16 protein-coding genes are annotated in these 18,473 nt (G+C 54.7%); 10 read left to right on the top strand and 6 right to left on the bottom strand.

The features are described from left to right. Positions 1 to 13 precede the first annotated feature (13 nt). Complete coding sequence (locus tag QC823_RS04990) at positions 14 to 514, bottom strand: peptidylprolyl isomerase (protein ID WP_309655254.1); 501 nt, start codon at positions 512 to 514, stop codon at positions 14 to 16. Between the two features lie 126 nt (positions 515 to 640). Between QC823_RS04990 and QC823_RS04985 the strand changes: the two genes are divergently transcribed. The 10 genes from QC823_RS04985 (at position 641) to QC823_RS04940 (ending at position 13,291) form a co-directional block, all read left to right on the top strand. Then, on the top strand, positions 641 to 2,320 hold the full coding sequence (locus QC823_RS04985) for a glutamine--tRNA ligase/YqeY domain fusion protein (protein WP_309655253.1): 1,680 nt from the start codon (positions 641 to 643) through the stop codon (positions 2,318 to 2,320). 10 nt (positions 2,321 to 2,330) lie between these two features. Further along, positions 2,331 to 3,740: a cysteine--tRNA ligase gene (gene cysS, locus QC823_RS04980; RefSeq protein ID WP_309655252.1), complete on the top strand. Its 1,410-nt coding sequence runs from the start codon at positions 2,331 to 2,333 to the stop codon at positions 3,738 to 3,740. 220 nt (positions 3,741 to 3,960) lie between these two features. Beyond that, positions 3,961 to 4,833: a glycine betaine ABC transporter substrate-binding protein OsmF gene (gene osmF, locus QC823_RS04975; protein WP_422823589.1), complete on the top strand. Its 873-nt coding sequence runs from the start codon at positions 3,961 to 3,963 to the stop codon at positions 4,831 to 4,833. 3 nt (positions 4,834 to 4,836) lie between these two features. Further along, positions 4,837 to 6,042: an ABC transporter permease gene (locus QC823_RS04970; protein WP_309655250.1), complete on the top strand. Its 1,206-nt coding sequence runs from the start codon at positions 4,837 to 4,839 to the stop codon at positions 6,040 to 6,042. Further along, entirely contained in the window at positions 6,035 to 7,003 is a 969-nt protein-coding gene (locus QC823_RS04965) for an ABC transporter ATP-binding protein (RefSeq protein ID WP_309655249.1), read from the top strand. The genes QC823_RS04970 and QC823_RS04965 overlap by 8 nt, the downstream gene beginning before the upstream one ends. Next, positions 6,993 to 7,760, top strand: coding sequence for an ABC transporter permease (locus QC823_RS04960; RefSeq protein ID WP_309655248.1), 768 nt, complete (start codon positions 6,993 to 6,995; stop codon positions 7,758 to 7,760). Before QC823_RS04965 ends, QC823_RS04960 begins: the two co-directional genes overlap by 11 nt. Before the next feature lie 160 nt (positions 7,761 to 7,920). Next, positions 7,921 to 9,123 (top strand): thiamine pyrophosphate-dependent dehydrogenase E1 component subunit alpha, encoded by a 1,203-nt coding sequence (locus QC823_RS04955; RefSeq protein ID WP_309655247.1) that lies wholly within the window; start codon positions 7,921 to 7,923, stop codon positions 9,121 to 9,123. 1 nt (position 9,124) lies between these two features. Continuing rightward, complete coding sequence (locus tag QC823_RS04950; protein WP_309655246.1) at positions 9,125 to 10,102, top strand: alpha-ketoacid dehydrogenase subunit beta; 978 nt, start codon at positions 9,125 to 9,127, stop codon at positions 10,100 to 10,102. A 31-nt stretch (positions 10,103 to 10,133) separates the two neighbouring features. Further along, a complete protein-coding gene (locus QC823_RS04945; RefSeq protein ID WP_309655245.1) occupies positions 10,134 to 11,399 on the top strand; it encodes a 2-oxo acid dehydrogenase subunit E2 in 1,266 nt (421 codons plus the stop codon). 38 nt (positions 11,400 to 11,437) lie between these two features. After that, positions 11,438 to 13,291 carry a protein kinase domain-containing protein gene (locus tag QC823_RS04940; RefSeq protein WP_309655244.1) on the top strand — a complete coding sequence of 618 codons (1,854 nt, stop codon included), beginning with the start codon at positions 11,438 to 11,440 and terminating at the stop codon, positions 13,289 to 13,291. On the opposite strand, the gene QC823_RS04935 is transcribed toward QC823_RS04940, so the two are convergent. Genes QC823_RS04935 through QC823_RS04915 form a run of 5 tightly spaced genes read right to left on the bottom strand, consistent with a single transcriptional unit; the run spans position 13,268 to position 18,453 of the window. Beyond that, the gene (locus tag QC823_RS04935; RefSeq protein ID WP_309655243.1) at positions 13,268 to 13,876 is read right to left on the bottom strand and encodes an ABC-type transport auxiliary lipoprotein family protein; all 609 of its coding nucleotides are present in this window, start codon (positions 13,874 to 13,876) and stop codon (positions 13,268 to 13,270) included. The two genes, QC823_RS04940 and QC823_RS04935, sit on opposite strands and share 24 nt — an antisense overlap. Then, the gene (locus tag QC823_RS04930) at positions 13,873 to 14,823 is read right to left on the bottom strand and encodes an MlaD family protein (RefSeq protein ID WP_309655242.1); all 951 of its coding nucleotides are present in this window, start codon (positions 14,821 to 14,823) and stop codon (positions 13,873 to 13,875) included. The genes QC823_RS04935 and QC823_RS04930 overlap by 4 nt, the downstream gene beginning before the upstream one ends. Continuing rightward, complete coding sequence (locus QC823_RS04925; protein WP_309655241.1) at positions 14,823 to 15,599, bottom strand: ABC transporter ATP-binding protein; 777 nt, start codon at positions 15,597 to 15,599, stop codon at positions 14,823 to 14,825. The genes QC823_RS04930 and QC823_RS04925 overlap by 1 nt, the downstream gene beginning before the upstream one ends. Next, entirely contained in the window at positions 15,599 to 16,723 is a 1,125-nt protein-coding gene (locus tag QC823_RS04920; protein ID WP_309655240.1) for an ABC transporter permease, read from the bottom strand. The genes QC823_RS04925 and QC823_RS04920 overlap by 1 nt, the downstream gene beginning before the upstream one ends. Before the next feature lie 5 nt (positions 16,724 to 16,728). Further along, on the bottom strand, positions 16,729 to 18,453 hold the full coding sequence (locus tag QC823_RS04915) for a SulP family inorganic anion transporter (RefSeq protein ID WP_309655239.1): 1,725 nt from the start codon (positions 18,451 to 18,453) through the stop codon (positions 16,729 to 16,731). Positions 18,454 to 18,473 lie beyond the last annotated feature (20 nt).

Here is an 18,473-nt window from a genome sequence, read left to right as displayed (position 1 = left end):
GCTCTCCGTTTATTTAGTCAGCATCTTTGAAGTAGGCGCGCTCGATAATAATGTCTTCAGCAGGAACATCGGCGTGCATGCCACGGCGCGTTGTGCTGACGTTTTTAATTTTTTCGACGACCTCCATGCCTTCGATGACCTCACCAAATACCGTGTAGCCCCAGCCCTGTAGCGATTTTCCGCTATGATCTAAAAAACTATTGTCGTTAATGTTAATGAAAAACTGTGCTGTCGCGGAGTGTGGATCTTGGGTGCGCGCCATTGCCAGCGTGCCTTTCGTATTTTTCAGGCCATTATCCGCTTCATTTTCAATGGGCGCACGGGTAGGCTTTTGATTGAAATCCTGGTCGAAACCGCCGCCTTGAACCATAAAGCCGTCAATAACGCGGTGAAACAAGGTGGCGTCATAAAATCCATCACGCACGTACTGCTCAAAGTTAGCCGCTGTTACCGGCGCTTTTTCGTGGTTAAGTGCAATGGTGATGTCACCGAGGTTAGTCTGTAATACGATCATGGGTAAATTCCTGTTCAATAAAGGCCTTCGCCTTGGTGCTATGCTCAGGCGTCACGTTATAATAGCGGTTTTGCTTGGCACCGCGAAGCCTAGCACGCCATCTACCATGAGGTTACTAACTCCACCATGACCAACGAGACCACCCCAGCGCCGAATTTTATTCGTAACCAAGTACGCGAAGAGATTGAGGGCGGCCAGGTCACTAAGATCGTGACGCGCTTTCCGCCAGAGCCAAACGGCTTTCTGCACATTGGCCATGCAAAATCGATCTGTTTGAATTTTGGTTTAGCGGAGCAGATGGGTGGTGACTGCCACTTGCGCTTTGATGACACTAATCCGGCAAAGGAAGAACAAGCCTATATTGACGCCATCAAAGAAGATGTCAGTTGGCTGGGCTTTGAATGGGCAGGCCCTGTGCGATTCGCCTCTGACTACTTTGACCAGCTATACGCGTGGGCGCAGCATTTGATTCGTGAAGGTAAAGCCTATGTTGATGATCTTTCGCCTGATGAAATTCGCGAGTACCGTGGCACCCTCACTGAGCCGGGAACCCCAAGCCCATATCGCGAGCGTAATGCAGAGGAGAACCTTGATCTGCTAGCACGCATGCGTGAGGGAGAATTTGGCGAGAGCGAAAAAGTTTTGCGCGCCAAGATTGATATGGCGTCGCCGAATATCAACCTGCGCGACCCGATTCTCTATCGTATTCGCCACGCGACGCACCACCAGACCGGCGATAAATGGAAAATTTACCCTTCTTACGATTTTACTCACGGTCAGTCGGATGCGCTTGAGGGGGTGACACACTCAATTTGCACCTTGGAGTTTGAGGATCACCGCCCGCTTTATGAGTGGTTTCTCGATAACTTACCTGTACCGTGCAAGCCGCGTCAGATCGAGTTTTCCCGACTCAACCTCAACTATACGTTGACGTCTAAGCGTAAGCTTAAGTTGCTGGTGGATCAGGGGATTGTTGACGGGTGGGATGATCCGCGCATGCCCACTGTTTCTGGCATGCGTCGCCGAGGCTACACGCCGGCCTCCATCCGTAAGTTCTGTGACATGATCGGCGTGACCCGCGCTGACGGCGGGCTGGTGGATATTGCCATGTTAACCCATGCGATTCGCTCCGATCTGGAAGACAGTGCACCGCGTTCAATGTGCGTGTTGAAGCCGCTGAAAGTTGTGCTGACCAATGTCCCCGAAGGGCATGAGGAAGTGTACGACGTTCCAGGTCATCCGGCGCGGGATGACATGCCGGTTCGTCGCGTGCCCTTTACCCGCGAGCTTTACATTGACCGCGACGATTTTATGGAAGAGCCGCCGAAAAAGTTCTTCCGCTTAGCGCCGGGCAAAGAAGTGCGTCTGCGTAATTCCTATGTGATCCGCTGCGATGATGTCATCAAGGATGAAAGCGGCGAAATAACCGCGCTTCATTGCTCGGTGGATTTCGATACGCTGGGCAAGAATCCGGAAGGCCGTAAGGTGAAGGGGGTCATTCACTGGGTAAGTGCAGTTCATGGTGTGCCATTGGAAGTGCGTTTATACGACAATCTCTTCTTGGAAGAGCAGCCCGATAAAGATAAAGACGCCGATTTTTTAGAGCATTTGAATCCGGAATCACTCACTGTTTGCCAAGCGATTGGCGAGCCGAGCCTAGCCCATGCCACGCCGGAGTCGCGTTTTCAATTTGAACGCGTTGGCTACTTCTGCGCCGATCGCCACGCATCAACGCCAGAGCATTTGGTATTCAACCGTACCGTGGGCCTGAAAGATACCTGGGCGAAAATTAAGCAGAAAGGCTAAAGGAGGGGCTATGCAAATTTACAATACGTTAACGCGTCGCAAAGAGCCTTTCCAAACGCTGGAACCAAGGAAGGTGCGCATGTATGTCTGCGGGATGACCGTTTATGACTACTGTCACCTAGGCCACGCCCGTGTCATGGTCGCGTTTGATGTTATTAGCCGTTATCTACGTGCGCGAGGGTATGACGTAACCTACGTGCGCAACATCACCGATATCGACGACAAGATATTAAAGCGTGCTGAGGAAAATGGCGAAAGCATCACGGCGTTGACCGAGCGCATGATCGCGGCGATGCACGAAGACGAAGCACGCTTGAATGTGCTGCCGCCGGATCAAGAGCCGCGTGCAACCCGCCATATTGACGATATTATTGCCATGATCGAAACGTTGATCACAAAAGGATACGCTTACGCGGCGGATAATGGCGACGTCTACTATCGCGTGCGCAAGTTTGAAGGCTACGGCAAACTTAATAATCGCAATCTCGATGATATGCGCTCGGGAGCTCGCATCGAGGTGGACGCCCACAAAGAAGACCCGCTCGACTTTGTGCTGTGGAAAGCCGCCAAATCCGGTGAGGCACATTGGGCTTCTCCTTGGGGTGAGGGTCGCCCCGGCTGGCATATTGAGTGCTCGGCAATGTCCAAGTGTTGCTTAGGTGATACCTTCGATATCCACGGCGGTGGGCCGGATTTGACCTTTCCCCATCATGAAAACGAAATTGCCCAGTCCGAGGCAGCTAATGGGAAGCCGTTTGTTAATACATGGATGCACGCTGGCGCGGTCCGGGTAAACCAAGAAAAAATGTCCAAGTCACTGGGCAATTTCTTCACCATTCGTGATGTATTAAATGAACATGATGCGGAAGTCGTGCGCTACCTGTTGGTGGCTAGCCACTATCGTAGCCCGATCAACTACTCGGTGGATTCACTCGTTGAAGCGCGCAAGTCACTCGTGCGTTTTTACACGTCACTCGAAGGGCTAGCGCTTGGAGAATCGACGCCAAGTGCGGATGCCGAGCTAGGTTCCGCGGAAAGCCATTATCGTGAGCGTTTCTTTGCCGCGATGGATGATGACTTTAATACCCCTGAGGCGCTGTCGGTATTGTTTGAATTGGTTCGCGAACTTAACCGCTTGAGAAGTAGTGACCCCGAGCAAGCGACGACACTCGCGCACGAGCTGAAAACGCTGGCAGCGCTGCTTGGGCTGCTGCAGCAGTCGCCGGAGGCCTTTTTGAAAGGGGGGCAGGCGCTTTTGCTGGATGAAGCCGATATTGAGGCCAAGATCAGGGAACGTGCCGAGGCAAAAGCGAATAAAGATTTCACCAAGGCGGATGCCATTCGTGATGAACTTGCCGAGCAGGGTATTGTGCTTAAAGACTCACGCGAAGGTACGACATGGGTAGTCGAACATGGGTAATAGAACATAAGTAGTAGAAACTGCCTAAGTCATGCAAGGCGCTTGCTTGCAGGCGTCTGACTTCAACGCGCTGAAGCCTTATACTCCATCGTGAACCGCTAATTTTGTCCAATCCGCGACCCAACCCGCGACAGAGGCCAGTCGCCTCTGCTTGAAAAGGAGCGTGACCATGCGACTCACGACATCAATCATTGCCACAAGCGTTATCTCGGCAACTTTCATGGCATCGGCTCAGGCGCAAGACCCCGTGGTGGTGTCGTCTAAAATCGACACCGAAGGGGGCGTGCTTGGCGAGTTGGTGCTGCAGACGCTTGAGCATGAGGGTATTCCCACCGAGAACCGTTTGCAGCTAGGCGCTACCAGCGTGGTGAGACAAGCGCTAAAAACAGGAGAAATTGATCTCTACCCAGAGTACACCGGTAATGGCGCGTTCTTTTTCGAGATGGCCGATAGTTCGGTTTGGAACAATGCAGAAAAGGCCTACCAAACGGTACGTGAGCGCGATGCCGAGAATGGGTTGATTTGGCTTACGCCCGCCAGCGCTAACAATACGTGGGCAATGAGTGTGCGTCAGGATATAGCCCGTGAACATGGGTTAGAAACGCTGGAAGATTTAGCCGACTACCTGGCCTCAGGTGGGGAGTTTAAGTTCGCGGCGAGCGCTGAGTTCGTTGAGTCCGAGCAGGCCCTGCCTGCCTTCCAAGACGCTTATGGGTTTGAGCTAAGCGAAGATCAGCTGCTGGTGCTCTCTGGGGGTAATACCGCCGCCACCATGCGCGCGGCGGCTCAGCAAACCAGCGGCACCAATGCGGCCATGACGTATGGCACCGATGGCGGACTAAGCGCGCTAGGACTCGTTGTGCTGGAAGACTCCAAAGGCGTGCAGCCGGTTTATCAGCCAGCGCCGGTGGTGCGTGAAGAAGTGTTAGAGCAGTATCCGCAGATTGAACCCGCGCTGGAAGCGGTTTTCACTTCGCTGGATCTCGAAACACTGCAGCGGTTGAATGCCGATGTCGCCGTTAATGGCCTTGCCGCTGACCAAGTGGCTCAAGACTATTTGAACAATTTACGCCGCAGTAGCTCGGGTCAATAATCCATGCCGTTGAAGGACGCGCTACCTACGCAGGGACGCTTCTCACAGTGGCGTCCCAACTGGGTAATCCTGACGTTGGGTCTTGCAATGTTGGCAGCAGTATGGGGACTTCCAACAGTTAGTGTTGCGGCCAACCGGATTGTCTCGGGTACCGGCTACCCTGTTTGGCAGGCGCTGAGTTGGGGAGGCGGCATACTGGCATCGGTGATTATTCTGGCGATGACCGTGCTTGCAAGCCAACCGGAGCGCACACGATTAAACTATATAGCCCAGGTAGCGGCACTGGTGTTGTTGCTGCTTCTGATGCCGTTTGGGCTAATGGCCGCTAGCCATTGGTTGGTTGATGGCGCTCAGCCTCAGGCACGGCTTGGTATTGGGCCGGCGTATTGGGTGGTGATGTTTTTAGCCCTTCTAGGGTTGGTCGAGCTGCGTTTGTGTTTATCTTTAGCGCGCGGTTGGATGGCGCTTTTGCTGGTAGGGATTGGCGCTGTATGGTGGGGGTGCGCTGCCTTTTGGCTTGAAAGCTTAGCGCTGGTGCAAGAGTTTCAAACCCGAGAAGAACAGTTTTACCAAGCGTTACGCCAACACTTGGCGCTGGTGACGATTGCCGTGAGCGTCAGTATCGTACTCGGCATGGGGATAGCGCTTTTGATGCGACGCTTTCACCGCCTGCAGCGAGGCGGCTTTGCGCTGTTAAACTTTTTTCAGACGGTGCCGAGCCTAGCGCTTTTTGGTTTGTTACTGGCCCCGTTGGCATGGCTTTCGGCGAATGTTCCCTTTGCTGCACAGTTAGGCATTAAAGGGATTGGTTGGACGCCCGCTCTGATTGCGTTAATCATCTACAGTCTTTTACCAATTGTGCGTAACACCTATGTGGCGCTAGAAGCCGTAAGTCCCGATGTGCTCGATGCAGCCACCGGCATGGGGATGCGTAACTCGCAGCGGTTTTGGCAGGTGCGTGTACCGCTGGCGCTGCCGATTTTGCTCGAAGGGGTGCGCATTACGATGGTTCAAGCCATCGGTTTAACGGCGGTAGCCGCGTTAATTGGTGCTGGTGGTTTAGGCGCCTTTATTTTTCAAGGATTAGGGCAAGCCGCGATGGATATGGTGTTACTAGGGGCATTGCCTATCTTGGTCATGGCGCTCGCCGCGGATGCCGGCATAGGCGCTTTGGCAGCGCAGCTGCGCCGGGGAGCGGCGTATGATTGAGCTACGTAACGTTTCCAAATATTTTGACGATACCGTGGCCGTTGACGATGTTTCTTTGAATATACCCAAGGGAAAGTTTTGTGCGTTAGTGGGAACGTCGGGCTGCGGTAAATCGACGACGCTACGCATGATCAACCGTTTACTAGCGCATAGTGAAGGCGAGATTTTGCTCGATGAGCAAGCGATTTCTGACTACGACCCCGTGCTTTTACGCCGCCGCATTGGCTATGTAATTCAAAATACAGGACTTTTCCCGCATTGGAGCGTGGCGCGCAATATTGGCTTAGTGCCGCGGCTTCTCAAGTGGCCGGCAAGCCAAGTGCGTCAACGTGTTGAAGAATTGATGCAGCTGCTGGGGTTACCGGTCGGCGAATTTGCTAATAAGTACCCGCATCAGCTTTCCGGCGGACAGGCGCAGCGGGTGGGGGTCGCACGGGCGCTCGCAGCGGATCCGGATATTTTGCTGATGGATGAGCCCTTTGGAGCGCTCGATCCCATTACCCGCGAAAAACTCCAAGAGATGCTAATGCAGCTGCAGGCGCGGTTGCATAAAACCATCGTGTTTGTCACCCACGATATGGATGAAGCGCTGCGTTTAGCGGATCACTTAGTGGTCATGCGTGCTGGCAAAATCATTCAGCAGGGCACGCCGCTGTCTCTTCTGCAAAAGCCGGCCGATGCCTTTGTCGATTCGCTATTAGGGGGGTTGGAGAGGGGGCTGAAGCAGGCCTCGCTCACCCGTGTAAAAGATCACATGGCGCCCCTTGGGCCGACGCTTCCGGCGCAATCGCGTATTCCTGCCCGTTATACCTTGCGCCAAGCGCTCTCGATGATGTTGCGTGACCATAGCGAGCGGCTGACCGTCGTGGATCAGCACGATATGCCCGTTGGTGAGTTATCGCTACGCAAACTGGTTAAGGAAGCCCACTCAACAGAGCAAGGAAGTTCGCGTGAGTCGTAAGCCTCAGCTTTCTCTTTCAGCCTACCATCCCGTTCAGCTACTGCTCCCCGTGATATGGATAGCGCTATTGGCATTGGCGGTTATGGCCATGCCGGCGGCTGAGGCGGTCTTTCGTTGGCTCGCGCCTGATGTTCGCCAAGTGATTTATCAGCGTGCGGATTTTATCACGCTCTTAGGGCGGCATGTGTTTGTGGTCGGCATCGCTGCGCTTGTGACGGTTAGCGTGGGCCTTCTCGCAGGCGTTGCGGTAACGCGGGAGTGGGGGCGTGATTTTTTACCTCTGGCCACGCAGGTGGCTTCGTTGGGGCAGACGTTTCCGCCGGTGGCGGTGCTGGCGCTAGCGGTGCCGGCGCTGGGGTTTGGTACGCTGCCGATTATTGTTGCCCTAGTGCTTTATGGATTGCTGCCAATTGTGCGCAACACAATTGCTGGCCTAAAAGGTGTTGATTTCGCAACGATTTCATCGGCGCGTGGGATGGGGATGACCGATGGCCAAATTCTACGCCAGGTGGAGCTTCCATTGGCGGCTCCCGTGATTCTTGCCGGGGTGCGCACCTCAATTACGATTAATATCGCAACCGCTGCGTTGGGTTCAACCGTGGGGGCAAGTAATTTAGGCGACCCGATTATTGCCGGTATCGTCAATACCAATATGGCGTATGTAGTGCAGGGGGCATTGGTCATTGCCTTGTTGGCGCTAAGCGTTGACAGTTTTTTTGAAGTGCTTCAGCGGCGGTTGCGCTCGTATACCGCTTAAGTCGTATGCCGTAAAAGAAGTGACTGCGTTAGTGTCGTGTTGTCGCATGTGATCCTTCACGTGGACATGTTGCGTTGACCGATGCTGGGGAAATCCCCTGGCAAAACGGGAAAAAACCGACAACACTGCCCTCAAAAGGGGCAAGACAAGGACAATAATCATGACACAGACGAGTTACGCACCGGACTTTATGACCGGTGATGAGTTTTCTATTCCCACCTTCAGGGTATTGAGCCCGGAGGGCGAGCTTCACGACGAAGCGCAAGCCCCCAAGTTGACCCGGGATCACGCCCGTCGCATTTATCACGCCATGCTGGCAACCCGCATTCTGGATGAGCGCATGATGGCAGCTCAGCGCCAGGGGCGGCTGTCGTTCTATATGCAGTGTACCGGTGAAGAAGCCGCGGTCGTGGGGGCGACCGCGGCCCTCGATGATACCGACATGATCATGGCGCAGTACCGTGAGCAAGGTGCGCTAATGTATCGGGGGTTCAGCTTCGATGAGTTTATGAACCAACTCTTCGGTAATGAGCTTGATTATGGCAAAGGCCGTCAAATGCCCGTGCACTATGGCTCGCGTAAGCTGCACTACATGACCATTTCCTCCCCGCTCGCGACCCAAATCCCGCAGGCAGCCGGTTACGCTTACGGGCAAAAACTGGCTGAAGAAGGTGGCTGCACGATCACGTTTTTTGGTGAAGGGGCTGCCTCAGAAGGGGACTTTCATGCGGCGCTGAACATGGCGTCGGTACATCAGGTGCCGGTGATCTTCTTTTGCCGTAATAACGGCTACGCCATCTCCACTCCCGCGAACGAACAGTTTGCCGCTGATGGCATCGCCCCGCGTGCGTTTGGCTATCATATGCACGTCATTCGCGTCGATGGTAACGATGTATTGGCCGTCTATGAGGCGACGCACCAGGCGCGCAAAATCGCTGTGGAAAAAAACCAGCCGGTGCTGATCGAAGCGATGACGTATCGCTTGGCTGCGCACTCTTCCTCGGACGACCCTTCTGGTTATCGCGCCAAAAGCGAAGAGGAAACATGGCGGTTAAAAGATCCCATTCTGCGCATGCAAAAATGGCTAAGCCACAAAGAGTGGTGGAGCGATGACGAAGAGGCCGAAACGCAGGAGCGTTTGCGTCGCGAAGTGCTCGAAACGATGAAACGTGCCGAAAAGCGCCCATCTCCAGCACTTGATACTCTGATAAGCGATGTGTATGCCGATATAACGCCAGCGTTGCAGCATCAGTTTGACGCCCTCAAGCAGCACATTCGCCGCTACCCTGAGGCGTACCCGCGCGGGGCGAAGTCGCTCGATCTCGATGTACGCGATGACGCTAACCAGCCGGAGGGGGAATAACATGCCGACGATGAACATGCTGCAAGCCATTAATAACGCCTTGGGTATCGCCATGGCGGAAGATGAAAAAGTGGTCTGCTTTGGCGAAGATGTCGGTGTTTTTGGCGGTGTCTTTCGCGCGACGAGCCACTTGCAGGAAAAATACGGCAAGGCACGCTGCTTTAATACCCCACTGGTTGAGCAGGGTATTATTGGGTTTGCAAACGGATTGGCCGCCCAAGGTGGAGTGCCGGTCGCCGAAATTCAGTTTGCCGACTATATCTTTCCGGCGTTTGACCAAATTGTTAACGAAACAGCGAAATTTCGCTACCGCTCGGGTGATCTGTTCAACGTCGGTGGTTTAACCATTCGTACTCCCTATGGGGGCGGCATTCATGGCGGGCTTTATCACTCGCAATCACCTGAGGCGTATTTCGCCCATACACCTGGCTTGAAGGTGGTGATGCCGCGTAACCCGTATCAGGCCAAAGGCTTGCTTCTGGCTGCCATTCGCGACCCTGATCCTGTGATTTTTTTCGAGCCTAAGCGCCTTTATCGCGCCTCCACCGGTGAGGTGCCCGAGGAGGATTACCAGCTGCCGATTGGCGAGGCGGAAATCACCAAGGAGGGCACCGACGTCACCGTGGTGGGCTGGGGCGCGCAGATGGAAGTGATCGACAAAGCCGTGGCGCTTGCCGAAGAAGCGGGTATTGCCTGTGAAGTGATCGACTTGAGAAGCCTGTTGCCTTGGGATGCGGATACCGTGGCGGAATCGGTACTTAAGACCGGGCGCTTGGTTATTACCCATGAAGCGCCGTTAACCGGTGGCTTTGCCGGCGAAATCGCCACAACAATTCAAGAGCGTTGTTTCCTCTATTTAGAGTCGCCCATCGCACGGGTGACGGGGCTGGATACGCCTTTCCCGCTAACGCTGGAGAAAGAGTACTTCCCCGATCACCTGAAAATTTTCGAAGCGATTCAGCATAGCGTTAATTTTTAATGCCGATTGACGTGCATAAGAGGAGACAATGATGAGCGATTTCATGTTGCCGGATATCGGCGAAGGGATTGTTGAGTGCGAAGTGGTTGAATGGCGCGTGGCCGAAGGCGACACCATCGAAGAAGATCAGCCGGTGGTAGAGGTTATGACCGACAAGGCGCTGGTGGAAATCACCGCGCCCGAACCAGGCGTAGTGACCAAGCTTTACGTGGACCAAGGGCAAATCGCCAAAGTGCATGCGCCGCTTTACGCCTACCAGGCGGAAGGTGAGACGGCATCATCAGATAAAGTTGAAGCAACCAGCGAGAAGGCAAGCGTTTCCGCGCCGCAGGAAAATACGCAACAGCCAACGGCAACGCCAGCGCCAAAAACGGTACCCGAGCGGGAAAGCACTGAAACGTCAGTGGCCCAAGCGGGCGGTGCCTACGGCAAAACACCGGCAAGCCCTGCCGTGCGCCGCTTGGTACGTGAGCACGGGCTGGATTTGGCCGCGATTGCGGGCTCCGGTAAGGATGGTCGCGTCTTAAAAGAAGATGTTCTGGGGCATTTGGAAGCGCCGGCAACGCGTACCAGCGCCCCTGCCTCGCAAAATACGCCACGGGTAGAGCCGCTACGCGGCGTTCGTGCTGCCATGGCCAAACAGATGGTGGCCGCGGCCACGACCATTCCTCACTTTCAGTACGGTGAAGAGATTGACGTGACTGAGCTGCTTGCGCTGCGCGAGCGTTTGAAACCCCAGGCGGAGACGCTGGGCGAGCGGCTGACACTGATGCCGTTTTTCATGAAAGCCATGGCGTTGGCCGTAGAGACACACCCGATTCTGAATGCCCAGTTAAACCCCGAAGCCACCGAGCTTTCTTACTACCCCGAGTGCAATATCGGTATGGCGGTGGATAGTAAGGTAGGGCTTTTGGTGCCCAACGTGAAAAATGTTAGGGCGCTCTCCTTACTGGAAGTTGCCGGTGAAGTTGGGCGTTTGACCCAAGCCGCGCGCGAGGGGCGTGTTGAGCAGGCGGATCTTAAAGGCGGCACGATTACCATTTCCAACATTGGTGCGATGGGTGGCACGTACGCGGCGCCGATTATCAACGCACCGGAAGGAGCGATTGTGGCCATTGGTAAAACGCAGTGGTTGCCGCGCTTTGATGCGGCGGGCAATGTGACGCGTCGGGCAATACTGACCGTCACCTGGGCGGGCGATCATCGCTTTATCGATGGGGGCACCATTGCGCGTTTTTGTAATCAGTGGAAAGCGTATCTGGAAGCACCCGAGAGGATGTTGCTGGAACTGCGCTAGCTTCGATGAATAAAAGCTTTGATGAATAGGAGCTTGCCATGGCCGAAGCGCCCTTGCAGCAGTTTTACATCCCGGAAGATCAATCGATCTATCTGCTTAGCCATCAAGATGCTCGCAAGTTAAAAGAGTGGGTGGCGCTATGCCAAACCCAGCTATCCCAGCTGGGTTACCGGGATATCGAGCTGATTGGCAAGGGGGCTTACGGCTTTGTGTTCGCCGGGCGTACCACGCCGCCGCGGGGTAAAATTCCGCGCGATTTGGTGTTTAAGTTCTCGCGAATCACGCTGCCCACTCACCTGCAGGAACGCCTTGAGGAAGAGGCGTTCATGCTGGAGCAAGTCGCACACCCTCGAATACCCGCGCTGGAAGCGTATCAACGTGTGCACGGCCAGTCGATTTTGGCCATGGAGCGAGCGCCTGGTTGGAACCTAGAAGAAGTCTCACTGCGCGAGGGTAGACTATCGCCGCGCTTAATCGTGCGGATTGCCGCGCAGCTGGCCGATATTCTCAAAACACTACGGCGGGAATCCGGCCCCCAAGCGCGCCCCGTGGTGCATGGCGATATTAAGCCGTCTAATTTGGTGTTTGACCCTGCGCGCGAAGCGATTGCGTTGATCGATTGGGGGTCGTCAGTTTTTGCTCAGCTCGATGCCGAGCTTCAGTTTGTCGTCGCCAATGTGATGGAGTTGATGTCGTCAGACCTGCAGCAAACTAACGCGCGGCTAGGCGATGTTTACTTTATTGGCGAGGAGCAGCTTAACGGTGCTCTGTCGTCGCCGCGTTTTGACGAACAGGGGGCGGCGGGCACGTTATATGCCCTGGCGTCGGCGCAGTCTTGCCGCTTTGGTTACCGGGCGATCCCCGCCACCGCGCTAGGGCTACCGATGGAATTTGCTCGCACGTTAGATGGCATGCTGGATAGCGACCCGGCGGTGCGCCGTCGCGCGGGGGATCACTTTTTGGAGGCGATGCCGAGGTTGGCCAAACTTGTCATGCTGGACTTGCCTTTGCCGGAACCTTTGCCGTTGATTCCTGTGTGGGCGCGGCCGAGCGAGCGTGAGATCGATACCGTGGTATACAGCTCGCGTAAATCTTTCTTGCGTGAAGCAAACGTCGTGGAAACCCTTAACGACGTCAATGACGTGCAGCTTGACCGCTACTACAAGCAGTTCATGCAAGGTATGGGCGAAACCGAAAAAGCATTTTTGGCCTCGGTCAGTCGGTTAGGGAAATACCCCGTTGTAGGGGGCTTGGCGGTACGTTGGGAGCGCGACGGGGTGTATATTGATTCGTCGCTTAACCTGCACGACCCAGCGCTAAAGCCTGCTTTTACCCAGGCGGTGAATAATATGGTGCACCTAGCGCGCGCCATTCACCGCCAGGGTGTTTTTAAAAGCTGCCTGTTCGATGCGCGTAAAACGCTTCACCTAGAACGCGCCTCGACAAGTGAGCCTTTTTACCCCGAGCCTTCGATGACGATCCCTTATGAGGTAAGTGATATACCTGAAGTGGAGGATCGTTCGCGTCAGCATAGTTACTTCGAAGATGGCCCTGACCCGGAAGAGCATCTTGCTTTGCCATCGCCGATTATCATGGCGCTTGAGCGGCTTAATTCGATCCACCATACCGGCATGATTATTTTTGAAGCGTTACCAGAGCATCTCAAAATCCATAGCTACTACCGTCTGCTCGACGCCCATCAAGAAGCTGAGTTTCAACGCCAGCTCGCGGTGATCCTAGCTGCCGTGCCCGATATCGAGGGGCTTGGCGTTTCTGGCTATATGAAGATGCCGTACAAAGATACCCGCGCTTTTACTCATCTTGCGCGCCAGCCTGAGCGTTTTTACCCGCGCGATCCACGCAAGTTTTTAGCGCTCCAGCATGAGGTGTAGCCACTGAACTAGTGCTTGATTGACTTTTTCGGCCGCTATGCCAAGGGCGTTGACCACAGCATCGACGTGTTCATTATTGGCTGCCTGCGATGCCTGAAGTTGGGTGGTGGCAAGCCGCTCGCCGCTGGCGCTGCCGTGTAGCACGACGTCAACGCGCATCACTGCCTGAGGTGTGCCATCGTTATAGACGATGTGAAAGTCCCGCAATTCACTGGTGAGTTGGTAATCAACGTCTTGGCGGTCAGCGCTCACGTGGCTGACAATCGCGCTTTGCTGAATGGCCTCGATCCATGCGCTTCGCAACATGGCAGGCGCGTCTTCGTACCAGCGTGCGCCGCCGTAAACGCTGACTTGGTTTCCATCCGGCCAAACGACAATGTTGTCGCTGCCTAAAAGCCTGCCAGCTTTTGGGAGTTGCACACTTAGCGCCACCTGCTGAGGAGAGGCACCAATCGGTGCTATTTCCGGTACAGGGAGGCGGTAAAGCTGATTCGGCGTGTTGTCGGGCAGCACAGAACAGCCGCTGATGAGCAGGATGATCAGTAGGAAAAACGCGGGAATTTTAAGTGAGGCAGGGTAATTCATGGCCGAAACTCCTGAATGGCATCGCCGCCAAAGAGAAAGTCTCTTGGATTCTCTTCTAGGCGCCGGGTTACGCGATTGAGGTTATTGAGCGTCGCGCGTAGTTCTTCCAGCGCAGGGGCAAGCAATTCAGAGCCTGCCGCTGAGTTCTCCAGCGTTATTTCAAGCGCAGAGGCATTGGTGTTGATTAAAGTATTTAAGCGCTGAGACGCTTGGTTCAGCGAATCAGCGGCATGCGTGGAGGAGACGACTAAATCGTTGCCTTCCTCTTTCAGTAGCCGATTGGCCTCTTGGCTAAGCGTACGAAGCTGTTCCAGTGTTTCTCGCGCTTCTTGGGTGAGGGCGGTGAACTCCCTCATGCTAAGTTCGAACTGTTGCTGCTGACTGGCTAACCCTCCGCTGATGGATTCTACGTTGGCAATAATTTGACTTATACGCTCCGTGCTTTCCTGTTCAAAGAGCCTATTGAGGTTGCTTAGCAACTGGCTGACATTACCCACGATGGCTTCACCGTCGGAGAGCAGCGAATCAAGCGGTGAGGGCTCGGCTAAAATTTGCGGGGGATTGCCGTCGGACGAGGTAAGCAGCGGGCTCTCTGGGGTACCGCCGTAAAGCTGTAAGGTCATGCTGCCGGTAATGTTGGCAAGCCCCAAACGGGCGCGGGTATCTTGTTTAATCGAAACGCTGCTCTCAACGCGTATTAGCGCCAATACCTGACGGGGATCGTTGGGGTTTAGACGCATATTGACGACGTTACCCACGTCGATACCGCTGTATTCTACGCGGCTCCCCTCATTTAATCCGCTGACCGCGCGATTAAACACCACTTCAATGTGCTGGTATTCACGCTCCAGGCTGGCTTTCGTCATCCACAGCGAAAACAGCATGGCGCCCGTTAGCGTCAGTAGGGTAAACAGGCCAATCACCACGTGGTGGGCGCGTGTTTCCATTAAGTTGCCTCCTTGGCTGCCAGGTATGCTGCTCGTCCGCGCGGGCCATGAAAATAGTCTTGTATCCACGCATCATCAGTCGCGGCGACGTTGGCGAGTGTATCAGCAACGAGCACGCGTTTTTGCGATATCACCGCAACCCGGTCACAAACGGTATAGAGCGTATCGAGATCGTGGGTGACGAGAAAAACACAAAAGCCTAACGCGTCGCGCAGTGTTAACAGCAGTTGGTCAAACTTGGCGGCGCTGATGGGGTCAAGCCCGGCGGTGGGTTCATCCAAAAACAGTACGTCCGGGTCGAGAGCTAGTGCTCGAGCAAGTGCTGCCCGCTTTATCATCCCTCCTGACAGCGCGGCAGGCATTTGTTTGGCGGCACTGGGATTTAGCCCCACAAGCGCCAGTTTCATGCGGGCGATATGTTCGGCATCTTGTCGGGGTAGCGGCGTATGCTCCACCAATGGCAGCGCAATATTCTCCTCCAGGTTCAGCGAGCTATAAAGTGCGCCTTGCTGAAACAACACCCCAAAACGGCGTTCAATGGCGGCGCGTTGCGATGTGTTTAAGGTGTTTAACTGCTGACCGAAGACGCGTATTTCGCCCGCGTCAATCGGCTTGAGACCGACGATACTGCGCAAGAGTACCGATTTCCCGGAACCCGAACCGCCCACTACGCCCAAAATCTCACCGCGCTTTAGGGTCAAGTTAAGATCCTGGTGCACCACATTCGCACCAAAACGGTTTTCTAAACGCTCAATGTCAATAACGGTGTCATCCATTACCAGCCCATCTCCATAAAGTAGAGTGCGGCGAGTGCATCAAATAAAATGACCATAAAAATCGATTGCACCACGCTAGAGGTGGTGTGCTCACCCACCGATTGAGCGCTACCGCTGACTTTAAATCCTTCCGCGCAACCAACCAGCGCAATCACAAGGGCAAATAGTGGCGCCTTTACGATACCGGCGAAAAAATGCGAAACGCCAATATCGCGTTCAACAATACGCAAGAACTGGGTCAGCGGAATATCTAACGCAACAACGCCAACTAACGCACCGCCTAACATACCGCTGAGGGTGCCAATAAAAGCGAGCAGGGGCAGGCTGATCCACAGCGCAAGCACACGCGGTAGTACTAAAAGCTCAATCGGGTCGAGTCCTTGAGTGCGCAGCGCATCGATTTCTTCGTTGGACTTCATGGACCCTAATTGCGCGGTAAAAGCGCTGGCGGTTCGCCCGGCTAGCATAATCGCCGCCAACAGTACGCCAAACTCGCGCAGAAACGAGAACACGACCAAATTCACGGTATAAATGGTTGCCCCAAAGCTTTCTAGCACAGTGGCGCCCAAAAAGGCGACCACAGCACCCACCATGAACGTCAGCAGCATCACAATAGGCACGGCATTGAGTCCGGTTTGCTGAATATGAGCAACCGTCGCGGTGATGCGCCAACGGCTAGGCCGCCAGACCGTGCGTGCCAATGCTGCAAGCACCAAACCTAAAAAGCCGAGTAAGTATTTTTGTTGCAAATAAAGCGATTCAATATGTTGTCCCACCAACGCAACGCCGTGGATTAACGTCGTTGAGGCTTTCACGGGCGGTGTTTCTTGCTGTTGGGTTGTGACGGCTTCTGCCACGCTAATCAGCAGGCTCTTGCGCTTAACAGGTAGCATTGATGAAAGCGCTTGTATGCGTGCGGGCCCGTACCACTCAATCAGCCACTGCGCCCCGGCGGTATCAAGGCGCGTCACGTTATCAAGGCAAAGCGTCGTAAAGTGGCTGGGATCGAGCTTCGCTAGCTGGCGCTTGATACAGGCAAAGTGCAACAGTGTCCAGTCGCCTATCAGTATCAGCCGCTCGCCGTCAGCCTCAATATGCGCGGGGGTCGAGGCGTTATCATCCACTGATCTCACTCCTCGGGTATTTCAGGTGGGCGGCTTAGTTCTCGCCAGGCCGCGTAAGTGCTTAAAAATACGCGACCGGTTAACGACTCAAGAAAGTCGCTCAGCTTTAGCTTATCCATCACAGGCCCTTTGACTTCCGCTAAATGCAGCGTGACGTTGGAGTCTTTCAGCCGCGCGTTAATTGCCTCCAAGCTTTCTAGCGCCGATGCGTCGATCAAATTGACTGCCGAGCAGACAATCACAACATGCTCCAGTGCCGGACGACTCGCGACCAAGTTGTAGAGTGTATCTTCTAAATAGCGGGCATTGGCAAAATAGAGGCTTTCATCGATGCGCAACAGCGCGACGTGGTCGACGGTTTCAACATCGTGGCGGGTAGTATTGCGAAAATGCTCAGTCCCTGGCACGCAGCCCACAAGGGCGCTATGTGGGCGGCTGGTGCGGTAAAGAAATAGCCCAATCGAAAGCGTGATGCCACCAATGATTCCCGCTTCAATGCCTTCGACAAGGGTGAGGATGATCGTAATGGCCATTGCGGCAAAATCGCTGCGTGAATAGCGCCAGGTTTGATGTAGCGTGGGGAAATCCACTAGGGTCAAGATCGACACCGTGATGGTGGCCGCCAAGGTGGCAATGGGCAGATAGTAAAGCCAGCCCGTAAACGCAAATGTGACCAGCGCAATACCCAAGGCGGCGAATGCCCCCGCTGCAGGCGTTTGCGCGCCGGCATCAAAGTTAATGACCGTACGCGAGAGTCCGCCGGTAACGGGCATACCGCTTGAAACACCTGCCGCCAGGTTGGCTGCACCAAGGCCGATGAGTTCTTGATTGGGGGAAATGCGCTGGCGGCGTTTGGCCGCCAGCATCTGCCCCATGGAGACTGATTCCACAAACCCGACCAGGCTAATCAGTAGGGCGGGAATCAATAGCGCGCGCCACAAGGAGGCATCCGACCAGGGGAAACTGAATGGCGGCAAACCGGCAGGAATGCTGCCAACCGTGGCAACGCCAGCGCTGTCCAGTTGCCAATGCCAAGTCGCCAGTGTGGTGGCTATTACGGCAAAGACAGGGCCCGCCTTGGCGATAAGGTCCGCCAGCCCAAGCGATAAACCAACGCGCCGCAAGCTGCTTTTGCCGTAGCGGCGCAACAGAACTAAAAATGCCAGCGTGCTAGCCCCGATGATAGCCGTTGGAAGATGGAAAGCGGACAGATTGAGTAGCAGAGTTGTCAGTCTTTCGATGAGGGTAAATCCGCTGCTCTCCACGCCGATAAGAGCGCTAAATTGACTGGCGGCAATCAAGATACCTGATGCAGTAAGAAAACCTGAAATCACCGGATGGCTCAAAAAATTGCTAAAAAACCCCATTTTTAGCAAGCCCATCAGCACCAAAATGGCGCCAGAAAGCAGCGCGAGTACAAGCGCTGCCTCCACGTACATCGCACTATTAGGAGCGGCAACGTTGGAGAGAGCCGCGCCGGTCATTAGGGCAATAATGGCCACGGGGCCAATCGCCAAGGTGCGGCTAGTGCCAAACAGCGTATAAAACAGTTGCGGCAGTATGCTCGCGTAAAGGCCGACAACGGCCGGCAGTCCTGCCAGTAGTGCGTAGGCAAGCGATTGCGGAATTACCATGGCGGTAACGATGAGGCCCGCCAAAGCATCGGCGGCAAACAAGCGTCGATGATAATGGGGCAGCCAGGCCAAAATGGGAACGTAACGTTTGAGCATGAGCTTTTTAATACGTTGGG

This window comes from Vreelandella vilamensis, assembly GCF_031451755.1.
Lineage (GTDB): Bacteria > Pseudomonadota > Gammaproteobacteria > Pseudomonadales > Halomonadaceae > Vreelandella > Vreelandella vilamensis.
The sequence above is the reverse complement of the archived record's forward strand: the minus strand, read 5'-3'. Positions and strand labels throughout refer to the sequence as shown.

Coding starts and splice junctions, on each gene's coding strand:
- QC823_RS04990 (WP_309655254.1), bottom strand. CDS start 514: ATGATCGTATTACAGACTAACCTCGGTGACATCACCATTGCACTTAAC.
- QC823_RS04985 (WP_309655253.1), top strand. CDS start 641: ATGACCAACGAGACCACCCCAGCGCCGAATTTTATTCGTAACCAAGTA.
- cysS (WP_309655252.1), top strand. CDS start 2,331: ATGCAAATTTACAATACGTTAACGCGTCGCAAAGAGCCTTTCCAAACG.
- osmF (WP_422823589.1), top strand. CDS start 3,961: ATGGCATCGGCTCAGGCGCAAGACCCCGTGGTGGTGTCGTCTAAAATC.
- QC823_RS04970 (WP_309655250.1), top strand. CDS start 4,837: ATGCCGTTGAAGGACGCGCTACCTACGCAGGGACGCTTCTCACAGTGG.
- QC823_RS04965 (WP_309655249.1), top strand. CDS start 6,035: ATGATTGAGCTACGTAACGTTTCCAAATATTTTGACGATACCGTGGCC.
- QC823_RS04955 (WP_309655247.1), top strand. CDS start 7,921: ATGACACAGACGAGTTACGCACCGGACTTTATGACCGGTGATGAGTTT.
- QC823_RS04950 (WP_309655246.1), top strand. CDS start 9,125: ATGCCGACGATGAACATGCTGCAAGCCATTAATAACGCCTTGGGTATC.
- QC823_RS04945 (WP_309655245.1), top strand. CDS start 10,134: ATGAGCGATTTCATGTTGCCGGATATCGGCGAAGGGATTGTTGAGTGC.
- QC823_RS04940 (WP_309655244.1), top strand. CDS start 11,438: ATGGCCGAAGCGCCCTTGCAGCAGTTTTACATCCCGGAAGATCAATCG.
- QC823_RS04935 (WP_309655243.1), bottom strand. CDS start 13,876: ATGAATTACCCTGCCTCACTTAAAATTCCCGCGTTTTTCCTACTGATC.
- QC823_RS04930 (WP_309655242.1), bottom strand. CDS start 14,823: ATGGAAACACGCGCCCACCACGTGGTGATTGGCCTGTTTACCCTACTG.
- QC823_RS04925 (WP_309655241.1), bottom strand. CDS start 15,599: ATGGATGACACCGTTATTGACATTGAGCGTTTAGAAAACCGTTTTGGT.
- QC823_RS04915 (WP_309655239.1), bottom strand. CDS start 18,453: ATGCTCAAACGTTACGTTCCCATTTTGGCCTGGCTGCCCCATTATCAT.